Annotated in this window: 19 protein-coding genes and 1 CRISPR repeat array (1 of these 20 cut by a window edge); of the genes, 4 read left to right on the top strand and 15 right to left on the bottom strand. The window is 59.9% G+C overall.

The features are described 5' to 3' along the window. Positions 1-2,982: direct repeats of the CRISPR family, unit length 29 nt; unit sequence GTGTTCCCCACATGCGTGGGGATGAACCG (it extends 4,554 nt beyond the left edge of the window). Between the two features lie 268 nt (positions 2,983-3,250). The 4 genes from PP263_RS11570 to PP263_RS11555 all read right to left on the bottom strand — a co-directional run bounded on the left by PP263_RS11570 (position 3,251) and on the right by PP263_RS11555 (position 5,281). Then, a complete protein-coding gene (locus tag PP263_RS11570; RefSeq protein ID WP_308363654.1) occupies positions 3,251-3,826 on the bottom strand; it encodes a hypothetical protein in 576 nt (191 codons plus the stop codon). A 303-nt stretch (positions 3,827-4,129) separates the two neighbouring features. Continuing rightward, positions 4,130-4,336 (bottom strand): hypothetical protein, encoded by a 207-nt coding sequence (locus PP263_RS11565; protein WP_308363653.1) that lies wholly within the window; start codon positions 4,334-4,336, stop codon positions 4,130-4,132. Continuing rightward, positions 4,326-4,748, bottom strand: a complete 423-nt coding sequence (locus PP263_RS11560; protein ID WP_308363652.1) for a hypothetical protein — start codon at positions 4,746-4,748, stop codon at positions 4,326-4,328. The genes PP263_RS11565 and PP263_RS11560 overlap by 11 nt, the downstream gene beginning before the upstream one ends. 269 nt (positions 4,749-5,017) lie before the next feature. Continuing rightward, positions 5,018-5,281 carry a helix-turn-helix transcriptional regulator gene (locus PP263_RS11555; protein WP_308363651.1) on the bottom strand — a complete coding sequence of 88 codons (264 nt, stop codon included), beginning with the start codon at positions 5,279-5,281 and terminating at the stop codon, positions 5,018-5,020. A 79-nt stretch (positions 5,282-5,360) separates the two neighbouring features. Here PP263_RS11555 and PP263_RS11550 point away from each other — a divergent pair, with 79 nt between their 5' ends. Further along, on the top strand, positions 5,361-5,648 hold the full coding sequence (locus tag PP263_RS11550; RefSeq protein ID WP_308363650.1) for a hypothetical protein: 288 nt from the start codon (positions 5,361-5,363) through the stop codon (positions 5,646-5,648). 82 nt (positions 5,649-5,730) lie between these two features. Here PP263_RS11550 and PP263_RS11545 read toward each other — a convergent pair whose 3' ends face one another. The 3 genes from PP263_RS11545 to PP263_RS11535 all read right to left on the bottom strand — a co-directional run bounded on the left by PP263_RS11545 (position 5,731) and on the right by PP263_RS11535 (position 8,254). Then, a complete protein-coding gene (locus PP263_RS11545; RefSeq protein WP_308363649.1) occupies positions 5,731-6,432 on the bottom strand; it encodes a VIT family protein in 702 nt (233 codons plus the stop codon). Positions 6,433-6,913: 481 nt separating this feature from the next. Further along, on the bottom strand, positions 6,914-7,378 hold the full coding sequence (locus PP263_RS11540; RefSeq protein WP_308363648.1) for a nuclear transport factor 2 family protein: 465 nt from the start codon (positions 7,376-7,378) through the stop codon (positions 6,914-6,916). Positions 7,379-7,546: 168 nt separating this feature from the next. Then, entirely contained in the window at positions 7,547-8,254 is a 708-nt protein-coding gene (locus tag PP263_RS11535; protein WP_308363647.1) for a glutathione S-transferase family protein, read from the bottom strand. 123 nt (positions 8,255-8,377) lie between these two features. Between PP263_RS11535 and PP263_RS11530 the strand changes: the two genes are divergently transcribed. Both PP263_RS11530 and yghU read left to right on the top strand, forming a co-directional pair. Then, positions 8,378-9,268: a LysR substrate-binding domain-containing protein gene (locus PP263_RS11530; protein WP_308363646.1), complete on the top strand. Its 891-nt coding sequence runs from the start codon at positions 8,378-8,380 to the stop codon at positions 9,266-9,268. A gap of 296 nt (positions 9,269-9,564) precedes the next feature. After that, the gene (yghU, locus tag PP263_RS11525) at positions 9,565-10,443 is read left to right on the top strand and encodes a glutathione-dependent disulfide-bond oxidoreductase (RefSeq protein ID WP_308363645.1); all 879 of its coding nucleotides are present in this window, start codon (positions 9,565-9,567) and stop codon (positions 10,441-10,443) included. Positions 10,444-10,643: 200 nt separating this feature from the next. Here the strand turns inward: yghU and PP263_RS11520 are convergent, their stop codons facing one another. Then, entirely contained in the window at positions 10,644-11,513 is an 870-nt protein-coding gene (locus tag PP263_RS11520; protein WP_308363644.1) for an NAD-dependent protein deacetylase, read from the bottom strand. 224 nt (positions 11,514-11,737) lie between these two features. Here PP263_RS11520 and PP263_RS11515 point away from each other — a divergent pair, with 224 nt between their 5' ends. Continuing rightward, entirely contained in the window at positions 11,738-11,938 is a 201-nt protein-coding gene (locus tag PP263_RS11515) for a hypothetical protein (protein ID WP_308363643.1), read from the top strand. Here PP263_RS11515 and PP263_RS11510 read toward each other — a convergent pair. From PP263_RS11510 to metG, 7 genes are all read right to left on the bottom strand, one after another. Further along, entirely contained in the window at positions 11,931-12,410 is a 480-nt protein-coding gene (locus PP263_RS11510) for a hypothetical protein (RefSeq protein WP_308363642.1), read from the bottom strand. The genes PP263_RS11515 and PP263_RS11510 overlap by 8 nt on opposite strands. A 35-nt stretch (positions 12,411-12,445) precedes the next feature. Further along, positions 12,446-12,691, bottom strand: a complete 246-nt coding sequence (locus PP263_RS11505; protein WP_308363641.1) for a hypothetical protein — start codon at positions 12,689-12,691, stop codon at positions 12,446-12,448. A 143-nt stretch (positions 12,692-12,834) separates the two neighbouring features. Further along, on the bottom strand, positions 12,835-13,782 hold the full coding sequence (locus tag PP263_RS11500; protein WP_308363639.1) for a D-2-hydroxyacid dehydrogenase: 948 nt from the start codon (positions 13,780-13,782) through the stop codon (positions 12,835-12,837). Beyond that, positions 13,670-13,909 (bottom strand): HepT-like ribonuclease domain-containing protein, encoded by a 240-nt coding sequence (locus PP263_RS22720; protein WP_374693721.1) that lies wholly within the window; start codon positions 13,907-13,909, stop codon positions 13,670-13,672. Before PP263_RS22720 ends, PP263_RS11500 begins: the two co-directional genes overlap by 113 nt. Before the next feature lie 11 nt (positions 13,910-13,920). Continuing rightward, positions 13,921-14,226, bottom strand: a complete 306-nt coding sequence (locus tag PP263_RS11495; protein WP_183462399.1) for a nucleotidyltransferase family protein — start codon at positions 14,224-14,226, stop codon at positions 13,921-13,923. A 64-nt stretch (positions 14,227-14,290) separates the two neighbouring features. After that, entirely contained in the window at positions 14,291-15,007 is a 717-nt protein-coding gene (locus PP263_RS11490) for a 2OG-Fe(II) oxygenase (RefSeq protein ID WP_308363638.1), read from the bottom strand. Positions 15,008-15,253: 246 nt separating this feature from the next. Then, positions 15,254-17,281 (bottom strand): methionine--tRNA ligase, encoded by a 2,028-nt coding sequence (gene metG, locus PP263_RS11485; protein ID WP_308363637.1) that lies wholly within the window; start codon positions 17,279-17,281, stop codon positions 15,254-15,256. Positions 17,282-17,343: the final 62 nt, after the last annotated feature.

Genomic DNA, 17,343 nt, shown 5'->3' with positions numbered 1-17,343 from the left:
CCAGGGGCGATTTTGAAGAACGGTGTTCCCCACATGCGTGGGGATGAACCGGCCGCCAGCGTGAGGGTCAACATGATCCATATGTGTTCCCCACATGCGTGGGGATGAACCGTGAAGAAGGAGTACGAGAGCACCGCAGGAATGGTGTTCCCCACATGCGTGGGGATGAACCGCCGGGCCGAGTGGTTCCGAGCCTGGACGGTCGGTGTTCCCCACATGCGTGGGGATGAACCGGTTTTCAATCTCGAACGAATTAAATCTCACATGTGTTCCCCACATGCGTGGGGATGAACCGTGGTCGACCTGGAAATTAGGCGCAGTAGGTTTGTGTTCCCCACATGCGTGGGGATGAACCGCCACTGTTGAAATATTTTTCGCCGGACGAGTTGTGTTCCCCACATGCGTGGGGATGAACCGCGGCCAGCGGGCGTTTCGGGATGAGGTGGTGCGTGTTCCCCACATGCGTGGGGATGAACCGTCATACCGCCGCTGGAAGCACTGCGAGCATCCGTGTTCCCCACATGCGTGGGGATGAACCGCCATTCGAGCCGCTGAAGCTGCCAGATAAAACGTGTTCCCCACATGCGTGGGGATGAACCGCATAATGTTATCCCTAGGTGGGCGCGCGGGTTGTGTTCCCCACATGCGTGGGGATGAACCGGGTGGGTCTACGGTCCAGAAAAATGCGCTATTGTGTTCCCCACATGCGTGGGGATGAACCGTAATGGGCGCGATTAAACGGACTCCGGCAGACGTGTTCCCCACATGCGTGGGGATGAACCGTGGTGTACTCGCCACCTAGCAGCCACTGGAGCTGTGTTCCCCACATGCGTGGGGATGAACCGCACTAAGAGCCGCTGGTGAACCTTCGTATATTGTGTTCCCCACATGCGTGGGGATGAACCGAACGTTGCCGAACCCCCGGGCCACGTCCTCGTGTGTTCCCCACATGCGTGGGGATGAACCGCGGGAGTGGGTCGCGGCTGAGAACCCCCCATCGTGTTCCCCACATGCGTGGGGATGAACCGATTCCCATGAGCCGATGTGCTCTTTTGATGTTGTGTTCCCCACATGCGTGGGGATGAACCGACGATACCGGCGATATTCGCGCCCGGAGGGGTGTGTTCCCCACATGCGTGGGGATGAACCGGCGTTGATGCCGTCATTAAGACCGGTGACGCCGTGTTCCCCACATGCGTGGGGATGAACCGGCCGCGCTCTGCGCGGTCTTTTGCTTTATTGTGTGTTCCCCACATGCGTGGGGATGAACCGCAACGGGAGTAGATATGGGTGAATTAATGTATGTGTTCCCCACATGCGTGGGGATGAACCGCCCTGCTCCTTTTCTTGATAAGATAATTTATCGTGTTCCCCACATGCGTGGGGATGAACCGCACGGCCTGGCCAGGGGAACCGGCAAAATGCCGTGTTCCCCACATGCGTGGGGATGAACCGTTTCGCCCCGACGGGCGGCTTGTTTCGTGGGTGTGTTCCCCACATGCGTGGGGATGAACCGGCCACCTGCAGGCCCCCGGGCATTTCCGCCAGGTGTTCCCCACATGCGTGGGGATGAACCGCTGGTTTGGGCCATTGCTGTTCTCATGCGGCGGTGTTCCCCACATGCGTGGGGATGAACCGATAGGGGATTGATATGCACTGGCACCAAACATGTGTTCCCCACATGCGTGGGGATGAACCGCCCTGAAAATAGGGCGCGCACTCTTCGTCTATGTGTTCCCCACATGCGTGGGGATGAACCGCCTCTTGCCCTATCTTCTGTGGCAGTCTCTCGGTGTTCCCCACATGCGTGGGGATGAACCGTTGAGCCTGCCTGAGAAGCTCCTCCTCGTCGAGTGTTCCCCACATGCGTGGGGATGAACCGGGGTGGAGCTGGACTATGAGGCGGAGCGACCGGTGTTCCCCACATGCGTGGGGATGAACCGCACTCGGCCAATAGGTTGGTGACGTTGGCGACGTGTTCCCCACATGCGTGGGGATGAACCGATATCACGATTGTGATAGGAGCCTACAACGATGTGTTCCCCACATGCGTGGGGATGAACCGGCTGCCGCAAACTCGCTAGCCGTGCGTCCAGCGTGTTCCCCACATGCGTGGGGATGAACCGCACCGGGGCGGGAATGGAGTTGATGTCAGCTCGTGTTCCCCACATGCGTGGGGATGAACCGCGGTTAAAGCTTGGCCATGGCGCCCTGGACGTAGTGTTCCCCACATGCGTGGGGATGAACCGGACGAGCACGGCAAGCAGGAGCGCACCGAGTGGTGTTCCCCACATGCGTGGGGATGAACCGCTGGACCAGCTGCAGCGCTTTTTTATTGGCTAGTGTTCCCCACATGCGTGGGGATGAACCGGAGGCGAAGCGGCTGAGCGTGAAGCAGGTCGAGTGTTCCCCACATGCGTGGGGATGAACCGACCGGCGAGTTAATCCTGACCCTGAGCAATGGGTGTTCCCCACATGCGTGGGGATGAACCGGATGCGTGTGTGCACCGCGTTGTGCGGCTGAAGTGTTCCCCACATGCGTGGGGATGAACCGAGGAGATCCGCAAGCAAGAGCGTGCCCGCATCGTGTTCCCCACATGCGTGGGGATGAACCGAGATACCTACGGTTTTTGGAATATGGGGACGGGTGTTCCCCACATGAGTGGGGATGAACCGCCGTATTCCTTCACCACATGGGTAATGACACTGTGTTCCCCACATGCGTGGGGATGAACCGTGCGTCAGGTCTTCCACTTTGACCATCGGCTAGTGTTCCCGACATGCGTGGGGATGAACCGGTGTGGCGGAGTACGTGGGTCATCTGTCCGTCGTGTTCCCCACATGCGTGGGGATGAGCCGGGGATTGAAGTCGAGGAATTCATCTACCTGGAAGTGTTCTCCACATGCGCGGGGATAAAACGAGGCCCTAGAGTTTACTGGTGATGCCCAGGATGTGTTCTTCACGTGTGTGGGGATGAACCAGAATCGACCGCCTGAAGGTGCGTGTATAGAAGTCTGTCGTATCAGAGAGGCTCGTAATCGGGATAATTTGTAATTCTTTGTGAATTTCTGTTTTTCTATGTACAGCTTTTTTAGCTTAGATTCTGTTTCCTCATAAGAAAGAAGAAAATCTTGAATGTCTGCACCATCTCTCGACATCTTTAACGTGCCGATTGAAATATCAGACATTTCGTTTCCCGTTTTTATAACGCTCCACTTTGGTTGCCTTTCTGACTGTGGGCAGGAGTGGCTATAACAGTGGGCTTGTAGCCAAGTCTTCCCGGAGAGTGATGCCTGTTAAACTATTTTTTTCGACGAGCCGCTTGAAGCGTTCATCGCAGTAGAGAGAGATGAATAGGTCATAGTCCGTTTTGAATACGGGGGTATCGGCAATATCCGCAGGATCGAAGTCCAGACTGATAAGGCCTTCTTGAAGCCCATCAACAAGCTTCTTTTGGCTTTTGGACTCGTCAGCCGGTTTCGTGGTGCGACAATTAAATATACGGTATTCCTCGCCTTCGAAAGGAGCGCTTAGAAACTCGCCATATGGAGCCAGTAAAGACCCAAGCACGTCAAAGGCCTTCTCGTTTAACACTAAATGGCAGCCGCCACCCCAAGTCGTAAGATCTGGGCGAACACTGACCACGACTTCGCCGTCGGGCGGCTCAAGGCGAGCTTCGAAGTCCTCCCACTTGTCGGCAATGGATGCATCGGTTTCGGTAAATTTGGAAAAGGTCTTTCGCCCGAGAGCGCTCAATACCTTTTGCATATCCAGCTCGAACCAACCATAGGTGTCTAGGTCGGGCTTTATTCGATAGTAAGTCATAGTCCTAAACGTTTTCTGATTTTTTGGGTAAGAGTGTTTGGTAAGTGCCGGCCATCAAGGCTGTTAAGAATTCTATGCCATTACACTTCGAGCAATTTGTTTACATCTGGATGCGGTCGTGCGGCACTTTCCACTATCTATGGATAAGTTTTACCTTCTGAAGAAATTCTTCGAGGTGGATGACTGACTCGCTCACCAATAGGCTTGCCGACCTCGATGTCAGGAACTGGGTGGCCGCTGGCAGATTGCCTGTGCGGCCCGGGGAGCGTTATGTCTTTGCTCAGGGAGATGGATGGGAGTCACTCAGAAAGTATCTGAGTAACTGGCTTTCAGCATAGAGAAGATGCCGTCTATTACTTCGTGCTCATCTCCAACATCGCCAGCCTCGTCGTCATCGAGTTGGTCGTAATCAATGGCATCGTACCGCTCCTTTTCCTTTTCTACTATAGCAAGGAGGGACGCCAGTTCCCTTTTGGTGAAAGAGACTTTTGCAGTCGCATTACCAGCCATTTCTAATCTCCTGCGGTGTGAGTTTGGTGCACTTTGACGGGTCCCTTTCGAGTTCTTCGAGCAGACCGATATACTTCCGTATCGGCATATCCTTGGCCGGTGCCAGCATATAGTGGCCCTCGTGTCCTCTGCGCTCATCTCGTACCAGTTTGAGGTCTACAGGTAGCAGAGCGCCCCGTTTGAGTTTCCAGACGTTCTTCCCTTGCCTCTTCATTCTGTCAGTGATGTGGTCGAAGCATGAGAAACCGGTCAAGTTGGCTCCGACGTAAATTACTCCATCTTTCATGTATGTGTAGCAATCTTTCATCGCCCGGTCTTCGTGGAACTGAAATCCACTGGCATTGCCCCCACGAAACAGATCGAAGGGCAAATCTGCCACATCCATTAGGTAAAATTCACCTGGGCTAATCATTAGCCGTCTCTCCCTTAAAGTGACAATCTACGGCTGGGCAAAGCCAGCCTTACGGCGTACATCCAGTGCCGGAAGTGGAGAGTAGGCGAAAAAACCTACAAATGTAAAGCTGGGTACTTGCTGTCTCTGTTCGGGTCCGTGGATAGAAGCCTATCGCGTAGAGTACTTTGATAGCCGGATCATCTGATCACGGCAATGGCAATCCGGGAGTCTTGTTTGCAGGTGGCAAATATCAAATACTTCTATGGGACTATCCAGTCATGCGGAACTTATTTCTTCCTCTGTCTGCGCCCCCGTTCCAGGCAGTCGATCAGGATATCCAGCCCCTCGTGCGGGTCCGCTCCCAGCGCAAAACAGTATTCGACAAATTCCACCACATCGATCTTCCGGTCCTGTTCCATTTTGCCCAGCACCGAGTGGTGCCGGCTCACCAGTTCCGCCGCTGCGCGAAGAGACAGGCCCTGCTCTTCCCGCTGGTCTTTGAGCCAGGTTCGGAGTCGGTCGTAGGCGGGGGAGTAGATCGAGCTTTTCATTGTCTCGATGGTAGAGACAATGATAGTCTGTCGGGAATTTCGAGACAGGTGTGAGTTGGAGATCTTTGTGAGGCGCGCCATGGAATCCATCTATCGGCAAATCGACCAGCTTCCGTACCCGCTGAACAAAATCCTACAAGTCGCCCGAGGCCTGCTGGAAAAGGGCACCACCGGCGCCAGTACCAGCGAGCGGATCGCTGCCGCCTTTGTGCTGGAGCGAATGGAATACCTCCCGCACGGCTGGGGCGCTATCGAGGCCTGGGAGCGTCTGGATATTGAGTGGCAGCTTTACGTCAGGCATTTGTGGCAGGAGTATCGGGATCTGATCGAGGCGCTGGAGGCTGGCGGGGTAGGCCGGGAGGGGTGATAGCCCCCCCATTTCCAAGCACCCACCCTTTTCTAGGCTCCGGCTTTCGCCGGAGTGACGAATACACTTATTCAGAAATTTGCTAACCAACGACCACCCCAAACCCTTTCCCCACCAGATAGGTGGCCACCATGGTTGAGGCTCCAACGCCTACCGTCCGCCACATCGCCGGCCAGTGCGGGGCGCCGCCTAGTCTTGCGCCGGTGTGGCCGGTGATGGCGAGGGCGGCGACAACCGCCAGGGCGCAGCCGGCGATGCGGGTGCGGGCGGGGAGGAGGGTGATGGTGAGCAGGGGGAGCAGGGCGCCGCAGGCGAAGGCGATAAAGGAGGCGAGGGCGGCCTGCCAGGGGCTGGTTAGGCGGGTGGGGTCCAGGCCGAGTTCGGCTTCGGTGTGGGCGCGCAGCGGGTCCCTGGCGGAGAGTTCGCGGGCGGCGGCGCGGGCGGTTTCGGGGGAGAGTCCCTTGGCGCGGAGGCTGGTGGTGAGACCGTCTTCCGCGGCGCGGGGATCGGAGAGGGAGAGACGCTCCCGTTCCACCAGGGTGGCCTCGGTGTCCCGCTGGGTGGAGACGGAGACGTATTCGCCGCCGGCCATGGACAGGGCGCCGGCGACCAGGCCGGCGAGACCGGCCATTACGATGTCACTGGAATCGGCGGTGGCGCCGGCTACGCCGATGACGAGGCCGGCGATGGAGATGATGCCGTCGTTGGCGCCTAGTACGCCGGCGCGGAGCCAGTTTAGGCGGGTGTCCAGGGAGCCGATGTTTACCGGATGTCGATCGGGCAAGGGGGTGTTCCTGCGTTTTCGCTTTGTGCGGGGTTGCGTGTGTTTCTGTGGATTTATTGTAGAAGTTGTGGGTGTTTTGTTTGGAATTGGGTTTTTGTTGGTTAGGTGTGCCGGTAGAGGGAGGTCGTGTCGGAGTTGATGCGATGGTGGTGTCGAGAGCTGGGGTCTCTGGGTTCCGGCTTCCGCCGGAACGACGAGAGGGCGTTGTGGGGGCGGATTGGGCGACGGTTAGCGGGCTGGAGTGTGGGGTTGTGGGTTTTGATGGGCACGCTTCGCTTGGATTCGCGCCGGCCATGGCGCTCACCCGCTTCGCGGGCGCCCTCGGCGTCCAAATCGGCAGTCCTGCCGATTTGTGCCCATCCTGCAGGTGCTGATGTGGTGCGCGCGGCGCACCCTACGTCACTACAGCGCGCCTGTAGGAGCCTGCTTGCAGGCGAAAAGATCGGTGCTCCGTAGCTGTTCGCGTGCAAGCGAGACGGTGTTAGAGCGGGCCGGTTTCGCTGCTCCAGACTTTGCCGGTCTTGCTGGCCAGCAATCGGCATTGCCCGTTTTCCAGGATATAGGTGCGCATAAAGTGGTAGCGGGCGGCGCGGGTGCTGTTGTCGTCGTTGCGTTGTTCTACGGTGGTGTAGCCGGTGATCACGGCGGTGTTGCCGGCGTTGAGTACGGATACTTCTTTGGAGGTGCGGGCTACCGGTTGTTGGTAGTTTTTGTCGCCTACGCGGGTGAGGAGGTCGCTTTTGCTTTCTGTCTGTGATGCGAGGGTGTGTACCCAAATGAATTCGTCTTTGAGCAGTTGTGCGAGAAAGTCGGTGTCGCCGTTGCGCAGCGCCTGTTCGTAGCGGGTGTCCAGTTGTTTCAGGGGTTTTTCCTCCAGGCAGGAGGCGGATGAGTGGGGGCTGAGGAATAGAAGCAGGATTGGAATTAGGTGCGGGAGGTGGCGCATGGGTTTTTCGCTTGGCAGATTTTTGCTCCTGCAAAATCTGCATTTCCGCCATCCATGGCGGTCACAACAGGCTTCTACAGGTGGTTTTCGGGACGGTTATCGTAAAGCTGCCGGGCTTTCGTGACAAAGGGTGGGAAAAAAGCCCGCCCTCAGGGCGGGCGCGCGGTGTTATGCGGCCTCTTTTAGTTGTGACAAGGCCTGCTGCAGATTGATTTCCCCTTGGAAACCGCCGCTGCTTGTGGCGGGGCACTGCTGTTCGATGGCGTGGGCGAAGATCACCGCCGGGTCGGCCTGCAGTTTTTCGTAGAGCCGCTGGAGGTTGGGGTAGTCGCGGCGGTCCACTACCTGGTGGTACTTGGTCCAGCGGGCGATGCCGATAAAGTAGGCGTCTGCCAAGGTGCGGTGCTCGCCGAGCAGCCATTCGCTGTCGCCCATCAGGGATTTCAGTGCGGCGTGGGCGCGCGCCACTGCGCCGCGGCCGAAGTTGGTGAGCGCTTCCTTTTCGCTGCCCTCGCTGCCGTGCTCCAGCGCGTGCCACAGGGGCGCGAAGGCGCCGAAGAAGCTGGTGTTGAGGAAGGCGAGCATCTGGTTCAGGCGGTCGAATTCCCGGGTGCCCTGGGGAAAGCCCAGTTGCCTGTGGATGCCCCGCGCGGCTATATGGCCGAGGATCGCCATGCTTTCGCTCAAGGTGTCGCCCGCTTCGGTGATTAGCGACGGCGTCTCCGCGACAGGGTTGATGCGCCGGTAGTCTTCTGCGATGACGGTTTCGGGCATTCCCACGCGGCAGAGATGGTAGGGCTCGCCGAGCCACTCCAGGGCGACGATGGAACCGAAGGAGCAGCCGGAGGGCACGCCGTAAAAAAGAATGGGGGTCATGGTGTTCTCCATTGGTTTCGGGTTTGGGTTGCCGGCCGGGTGGAGTCACTGTATATGCGTGGACTTTGCCTGGGTAGACTGTGAGAATCGAACTCAAAGTCCACAAGTATGTACTTTGTTCCAATGCTGAATCTCAATGACCTGTTTCTGTTTGTGCGGGCGGTGGAGCACGGCGGCTTTGCCGCGGCCTCCCGCCGTCTGGGTATCCCGAAATCCACCGTGAGCAAGCGGGTAGCGGAATTGGAGGCGGCGCTGGGTGCGCGGCTGATCCACCGCACTTCGCGCAGCTTTGTGCTCACCGAACTGGGGCGGGATTTTTACCGGCACGCCCGCGCCGCCATGATCGAGACGGAAGCTGCGGAAGACGTGGTGCGCAGCCGCGCGGCGGAGCCCAGCGGCACGGTGCGGATCACCACTTCGGTGCCGGTGGCCCAGGCGTATCTCGCCGAACAGCTGCCCCGGCTGGCGGAGACCTTTCCCCGCCTGCACCTGCAGTTGGACGTGTCCGACCGCTTTGTGGATGTGGTGCAGGAAGGCTACGACATCGCCCTGCGCTGCCATTTTGCCCCGCTGCCGGATTCGGGGCTGGTACAGCGCCAGGTGATGGTGGAGCCGATTATCCTGGTGGCCGCGCCGGCCTATCTGGAGCGGCAGGGCCGGCCTTCGGCACCGGAGGATCTGGCACAGCATTGGGGGCTGCTCACCGGCCCGCAGAACACCCGTTGGGTTTTGACCGATGGCGAGGGCCGGGAAATACCGGTGGCGCCGCTGCCGCGGATGACGGCGAACGAATCGACGGTGCTGACGAGTTCGTCGGTGACGGGGCTGGGGATTACCTGCCTGCCGGAGATGATGTGTCGCGGTGAATTGCAGGCCGGGAAACTGGTTCGGGTGCTGCCGGAGTGGCACTGCGGCAGTGTGACCACCACCATCGTGATGCCGCACAGGCGCGGGCTATTGCCGGGCGTGCGCGCCGTGGTGGAATTCCTTGTGGAAAACCTGCGGCGGCCGTAATGAGGGAGGCCTGAATACAATGGCATTAAGTTAAATATGGGCACAGTGGTTTTCGTAGGATGGGCAAAGCGAAGCGTGCCCATCAAGACGCAGAAGATGGGCACGTCGCTATGCTCCTTTGCCCATCCTACAAAGCGGTCTGAGCAAGCTGTCGCACACCGCGGCACGATGATACGGGGTGAATGGCGGCAGTTCACGGCAATCTTCCGCCAGCTTTGGGTAATGACGGTCGCCGGTGCTTCCGATAACCTGCGCGCGGAAATTCTGTTCGATAAACCGCACAGCGGAGCCAATGTATGTCGGATAACACTTATACCCCGCCCCGAGTCTGGAAATGGGACTCGGAAAGCGGCGGCGCCTTCGCCAGTATCAATCGCCCCGTTGCCGGGCCCACCCACGACAGGGAATTGCCGGTGGGTGAGCACCCGCTTCAGCTGTATTCCCTGGCTACGCCCAACGGCGTCAAGGTGACCATTATGCTCGAGGAGCTGCTGGCGCTGGGGTTCGATGGCGCTGAATACGATGCGCATCTGATCCGCATCAACGAGGGGGACCAGTTCGGCAGCGGCTTCGTGGAAATCAATCCGAATTCCAAGATCCCCGCCCTGGTGGATCGCAGCACGACGCCGCCGATCCGGGTGTTCGAGTCCGGCTCCATTCTGCTTTACCTGGCGGAAAAGTTCGGCGCCTTCCTGCCCCATACGCCGGCCCAGCGCACCGAGTGCCTGAATTGGCTCTTCTGGCAGATGGGCAGCGGGCCCTTTGTGGGCGGCGGCTTTGGCCACTTCTACGCCTATGCGCCGGAGAAGTACGAATACCCGATCAACCGCTACACCATGGAGGTAAAGCGCCAGTTGGATGTGCTGGACCGGCAGTTGGCCGATCATCCCTATGTGGCCGGGCGCGAATACACTATCGCCGATATGGCGATCTGGCCCTGGTATGGCGCCCTGGTGAGGAACACGGCGTACGATGCGGCGGAGTTCCTCGATGCACAGAGCTACAAAAACGTGGTGCGCTGGACCGATGAGATAGCGCAGCGCCCGGCGGTGCAGCGCGGGCGCATGGTCAACCGCACTTGGGGGGAGCCCGCCGAGCAGCTGCATGAGCGCCACGATTCGAGCGATTTTGAAACCCGCACCCAGGATAAGATCGGGGATGATGAGAGTTCGTGAGTGCGGTACACCGTGAAACTGCTGTAGGAGCGGCCGTTGGCCGCGAACAGTATCAGACTCAAGAAATGACCGTGGGCAGACCTTGTGGCTGGTGGTCTTGGGGACCGATAAGACCACTGGTGGCGGGGTCGCCACTTGACTAAAGATCGAGGCCGATCGCGGCCAACGGCCGCTCCTACAGGGAGATCTTCACGACACGCCTACAGCAATGCCAGGGTTGCGGCCAGGGTCTCGCCGATGCGGGCATTCAGCTTGAGGTCGATGATGTCGTCCGCGCGGGTCCTGCCCAGGGTTAGCGCGGCCATGGGTTTCTTCCATTCCCGCCCATAGCGGCAGAAGCGGTAACCGGAATACACCATCAGCGAGGAGCCGATGACCAGCAGTCCATCACTGGCCTGCAGGGCGTCCAGCGCCTGCTGCACGCGGCTTTTGGGTACGTTGTCGCCGAAGAAGACCACATCCGGTTTGAGGATGCCGCCGCAATGCGGGCAGTCGGCGATGCGGAAACTACTGAAATCCACTTCCAGGTCGGCGTCTCCGTCCGGCGCTGTTGTGGCCTGATAGCGCTGAAAGTCCGGATTCAGCGCGTAGCAGCGGTCGTGCACCGCCTGCCGGTCGCAGCGGTAGTCGCAGTTCATGCAGATAACCTGGTCGGCGCGGCCGTGCAGATCGATCACCCGTCGGCTGCCCGCGCGCTGGTGCAGCCGGTCCACATTTTGGGTGACGAGCAATTCGGCGTGTTCCCGCCGCTCCAGTTCGGCCAGGTGCAGGTGTGCCGGATTCGGCCTGGAGTGGCGCATCACCGGCCAGCCCACCAGGCTGCGCCCCCAATAGCGCTGGCGGGTACTGGCGCTGCCCATGAAATCCCCGTGCTGCACCGGCTGCTTGCGTTTCCAGGCACCGTCCTGATCGCGGTAATCCGGAATGCCGGAATCGGTACTGACACCGGCGCCGGTCAGGATCAACAGGCGGGGATGACGGCGGATAAAAGCGGCCAGGCGTTCGGCGGCCTCCTCGATAGCGACGGGGACCTGCTCCGGGAGAGATGATGGGTGGTGGATAAGGGTCATGGGGGACGGAATCTGTTGCTGTGCCCCAACTTTAACTGAGCCGGTGCCGCGGTCAAATAGGGGGCTCGTTGGGGACGCCGCGCGCGCTGGTGCGCACGGCGCACCCTACAGGATAACTAGGCTCCCCTCTCCCGCTTGCGGGGGAGGGGTCGGGGGAGAGGGGACCTTATAAAATCGACGCGCAATTCAGCAGCGGATCACAGCGCCCGCCAGGTGAGAAACAGATGGAACATCTGGGACGAGGTCGGATAGTGAAAAATCCGCTCGGAGAGAAATCCACCGACCAGCGCCAGGCCTATGGCGACCGGGAGTGGAATTTTCTCCAGCCGCTGGCAAAACTCGTTTTTTTGCCGGTTCAGCAGTTGTCGGGCGTAAAGACGCTGCTGATCCATGTCCTGGCTGCAGTGCTGAATATCCTTACTTAAAGAGCTCAGAGACATCGTTTATCGCTTCTTTCGCTTGCCGTTTGGTCTCGCTGAATCCCATCATGGAACTCAACTTTCGCTGATACAGGAGCATTCCGGTCAGAATTAAAACCTGCGCCAACAAGAAGGCGGCAAACCCGACGTAAACCGATTGCGAGTAGTAGTAGCCGATCAGGCCGGCACCGGCACAGAGACTCAATACAAAGGCCAGAACCAGTGGCAAGAGCAGCAGTTGCAGGGCAATGATCCGTTTGCCGGCTGCAAGCGTACGGCTGAATTCCAGCCGCGCCAGTGTCTGCAAATTGACGAGCCATGCAGACAGCAGCGTCAGGGTGGCATCGGCTTGCGCCAGTACACCTGCTTCTGTTTCCCCTTCATCCCCCGGTGGCGGAGTGAAGCGATCCCGGCTGCGACTTTGCGCAGCCGGCTCGGGAGTTTCCTCAGAAGGTTCAGACTTCGTAGCGCGCGCCATCGGCCAGGTTCCCCGCAGAGATGGTGTGGATTGCTCTACCTAAACAGTTTTGCAATGACCCATCCTGCGACGAAGGCACCGCCGACACTGAGAACGGGGTGCCGCTTGACCGAGGATTCCCATTTTTTCTCAAGCTCCGCAGCGCGTTGTTTACTCGCCTGTACCGAAGACATGGCGCGCTCCCTCAGCTGCGCTGCTGTATCGGTAGCCGCCTCGCCGGCGAGGTGGGAGGCTTGACGCAGCTTATCCCGGCCAGAATTTAGGGGTTTTGCAGTTGCCATAACACTCTCCTGCTTCAGAGGTTGGTGTATGGGTATCCTATAGTCGCGGCGGCCAAATACCACAAAAGATGGGATTTGAGGGCGGTCCTGACTGACGCAGCGGTCGATTACCACATATCCGGGGGGCGCCCGCAGAAGGGCTGCTACTGAGGGGCGCGCCATTCGCGAATATTGTCCACCACTCCGTCCAGCAGGCGCTGCCGGCTCTCGCGGCTGATCCAGGCGTTGTGCGGGGTGATGATCAGGTTGGGGATATCCTTCGCCAGCAGGGGATGGTTCGCGGGTGGCGGTTCCACGCTCAGCACGTCCAGCGCCGCGCCGCCCAAGTGGCCGCTGCGCAGTGCCCCGGCCAGCGCCACTCCGTCCACCAGGCCGCCGCGGGCGGTGTTGATCAGGAAGGCGCCGGGCTTCATCGCCGCGAGAAATTCTTTATTGACCAACTGATCTGTCTGTTCGGTGAGGGGGCAGTGCAGGCTGATTGCGTCGGATTCCGCCAGTAGTTTTTCCAGTGGCACGCGGCCTTCCTGTTCGCGGCCCTGTTGTCGGGGAGCGAGAGATTCCGCAATCAGGATGTTCATATCCAGGGCCCGCGCCAGTTTGGCGAACCCCTGCCCGAGGTCGCCGTAGCCGATGATCCCCAGGTTTTTGCCCGCCAGTTCCATTACCGGGTGATTGAGCATGCAGAAGATGGGGGAGCGGCTCCAGAGGCCGTTTTGCACGTCCGCGTGGTATTGGTGCCAGCGGGTGGCCAGTGCCAGCAGCAGCGCCAGGGTGTGCTGCGTCAGCGAGGCGCCAGCGTAACCCTGCACGTTGCGCACCGGGATATCGCGCTCCCTGGCTGCGTCCAGGTCGATATTGTTGGTGCCGGTGGCGCAGACGCAGATGAGTTTCAGCTTGGGTGCGTTTTCGATCAGCTGGCGGTCGAGAACTGCCTTGTTGGTGATGACCACCTCGGCATCCGCGATGCGCCCGGCGGTTTCATCCGGGGCGGTGGTCTCGTGGAAATCCCAGTGGTCCAGGACATTTTCCAGGGCGGAGGTGTCCAGCTCCTCCAGTTTCATGGTGAGTGTGTCGAGAAATACGCCGCGCATTTATTCGCCTTGAAGTAGGTTGCTGATGTTTGAGGGTGGGTAATTTGGTTTCAACGATATTCCATACAAGTCGGTCATCGATATCCGCATAGCCGTGAATGAGGAGGTTGTTGCGCATCGTAAAGATATTTCTTGGCCTTAAGCGGCATATAGAAGCTCTTGCGTTTCTTCGATGGATTGGCGGAAGTAGGGATTCCTGACTGCGCTTTCCACTACCAAGTCCACGGGCTTGCCGAAGAGCTGTTGTAGGGATTCCTGCAGGCCGAAGAAGCGGTCCGCATAGTCGGCAGTGGAATCCAGGTCGAACTCGACGAGAAGATCCACATCACTGCCGGGGTGCGTGTGGCCGGTGGCGGCCGACCCGAATACGGCGAGTCGCCGAACTCCATAGCGTTGGCAGAGTTCGGCGATTTCCCGGCTGTGGGCCTCTATGTCCTTGATCATGGCATTGCGCTCATTGTCGGGATGGATTGACAGTCATTATATCGTTGTTGGGTGAAAATACATGTTAGGTGGCGTCGTGGAAGATGATACCAGCAGTAAGCCGCCGGCCACCGCGCAGGCGGCTGACGCCGTGGCGCATGTTGACCCGGTAGTAGCCGCGGCTGCCTTTCTGCGGACGCTGGTGTACGGCGAAGATCACCGCGTCGCCCTTGCGCAGCGGAACTACATGGGCGCGGGACTGCATGCGCGGGCGCTGTTCGGTGAGTACGAATTCGCCGCCGCTGAAATTCATTCCCGGTTCGCAGAGCAGGAAGGCGGCCTGCAGCGGGAATACCTGTTCGCCGTATAAATCCTGGTGCAGGCAATTGAAATCCCCCTCGCCGTATTGCAGCAGCAGCGGGGTGGGGCGGGTCTGGCCGGCGCGGTGGCACTGTTCGAGATAGCGACCGTGTTCTTCAGGGTAGCGGGTATCGATGCCCAGGCAGTCGTTCCAGCGGTTGGCGACGGCGGCCAGGGGCCGGTAGAGGGCGGTGCGCAGGCCGGAGACCAGCGCGGGCAGGGGATAGGCGAAGTACTTGTACTCGCCGCGGCCGAAGTTGTGGTTGGCCATTACCACGCGGCTGCGGAAATGTTCGTTCTGCGGGTACAGGGCCGCGAGGCTGTCGCATTCCTCTGCGGTAAGGAGTTGGTCCGCCAGCGCCCAGCCGTCGCTGTTCAGGTTGGCGGTTACCCGCTGCCAGTCGATTTTGTCGATACGTTCGGCCAGGGGGGCGTTTTTCATCGGGCGGTTTCCGGGTTTGGTTGGAGCCGCACACGGTAGGATAGGTCGGCGGTGATTGCCGGTCGGTTTCGGAAGTGGTTTTCGACGGGATTGGTTGCAAGGCGGTTTGCTGGGAACGCCGAGCCCCAGCTCGGCTTGCGGGCCATAGGCCCGCTTTCGCGGCCAGCGGCGGATGGCCGCCCCGCCGCTCCTACAATGGGGCGGGCCTGCGGCCCGCAAGCGGAGCTGGAGCTCCGCGGTCCCGGGTTACATCACCCGCATACCGGGCACGGCGCCGGGGTGGGGTTCGAGCAGCCACAGGTCCTTGCCGCCGGGGCCGGCGGCGAGAACCATGCCTTCGCTGATGCCGAAGCGCATTTTTCTCGGCGCCAGGTTGGCGACCATCACGGTGAGTTTGCCCTGCAGGTCTTCCGGTTTGTAGGCGCTCTTGATGCCGGAGAAGACCTGGCGGGTCTCGCCGCCCAGGTCCAGGGTGAGTTTGAGCAGCTTGCCGGCGCCCTCGACGTGCTCCGCCTTGGCGATCAGCGCGATGCGCAGGTCCACTTTGGCGAAATCATCGAACTGGATTTCAGGGGCGATCGGGTCTTCCGCAAGGGGGCCACTGACCGGCTTGGTTTCCGCCTGCAGCTGCGCCAGGGATTCCTTCGCCGCTTCCATCACCGCGTCCACCTGGGTTTTTTCCACCCGCTGCATCAGCGGCTTGAATTCGCCGATGCTGTGGTTGGCCAGCGGCGTGGTGGCGGTGGCCCAATCGAGTTGGGTATTCAGGAACTGCGCGGCTTTTTCCGCGGTCTGCGGCAGCACCGGCGCCAGCCAGGTGATCAGCGCGCGGAACATATTTACGCCCTGGGAGCAGATGGCCAGTACCTCCTCCGCTTTGCTTTCGTCCTTGGCCAGGGACCAGGGCGCCTTGTCGGCAATCCAGGCGTTGGCGGCGTCGGCCAGGGCCATGATCTCGCGCATGGCGCGGGCGTATTCGCGGTTTTCGTAAAAGTCGGCGATGCGCGGTTCGGCATCGACGAACTGCTGCCAGAGTTTTTCGTCCGCCAGTTGTTCTGCCAGCACGCCGCCGCCTTTGCCCACGAACTTGGCGGTGCGCGAGGCGATATTCACCACCTTGCCCACCAGGTCGGAGTTCACCCGGGCGATAAAGTCATCCAGGTTCAGGTCCAGGTCGTCCACGCCGCCAGTGAGTTTGGCGGCGAAGTAATAACGCAGGTATTCCGGGTTCAGGTGGTCGAGATAGTTGCGCGCATTGATAAAGGTGCCGCGGGATTTGGACATCTTTTTGCCGTTCACGGTGAGGAAGCCGTGCACGCACACCTTGGTGGGGGTGCGGAAGTCCGCGGAATCCAGCATTGCCGGCCAGAAGAGCGCGTGGAAGTTGACGATGTCCTTGCCGATAAAGTGGTACACCTCGGCGGTGCTGTCTTTTTTCCAGTACTCCTGCCAGTCCAGGCCGTTTTTGTCGCAGTAATTTTTCAGGCTGGCCATATAGCCGATGGGTGCGTCCAGCCACACGTAGAAATATTTGCCGGGGGCGTCGGGGATTTCGAAGCCGAAGTAGGGGGCGTCGCGGGAGATATCCCACTCCTGCAGGCCTTCGTCCAGCCACTCCGCCAGTTTGTTGGCCATTTCGTCCTGCAGGGTGCCGGAGCGGGTCCACTCGCGCAGGAAGTTGGTGAAGGCGGGCAGGGTGAAGAAGAAGTGCTCGGATTCCTTCTCCACCGGCGTGGCGCCGGAGATGGCGGACACCGGGTCGATCAGTTCGGTGGGGCTGTAGGTGGCGCCGCAGGCTTCGCAGTTGTCGCCGTACTGGTCCGGAGTGCTGCAGCGCGGGCAGGTGCCCTTGATATAGCGGTCGGCGAGAAACAGCTGTTTCTCCGGGTCGAATGCCTGGGTGATGGTACGGGAGTCGATATGGCCGTTCTCTTGCAGGCGCCGGTAGATCATCGCCGACAGCTCGCGGTTCTCCTCCGAGTGGGTGGAGTGGTAGTTGTCCACGCCGATCAGGAAGTCGGCGAAGTCGCGCTCGTGCTCCGCCTGCATATTGGCGATGTGCTGTTCCGGGGTGAGCCCCAGCTGTTCGGCCTTGAGCATGATGGCGGTGCCGTGGGCGTCGTCGGCGCACATGTACAGGCAATGATGGCCGCGCGCGCGCTGGAAACGCGCCCAGATGTCGGTCTGGATATATTCGAGCACATGGCCCAGGTGCAGGGAGCCATTGGCGTAGGGGAGTGCGCTGGTGACGAGTATGTTGCGCGGTTGCGGCATGGGGAAATCCGTGTGCTTTGAGGTCGATGGAAGGGCGGGGAATATAGCAGATTTGCGGTGTC

The sequence above is a fragment of the Microbulbifer sp. TB1203 genome (assembly GCF_030997045.1).
GTDB lineage: Bacteria > Pseudomonadota > Gammaproteobacteria > Pseudomonadales > Cellvibrionaceae > Microbulbifer.
The sequence above is the reverse complement of the archived record's forward strand: the minus strand, read 5'-3'. Positions and strand labels throughout refer to the sequence as shown.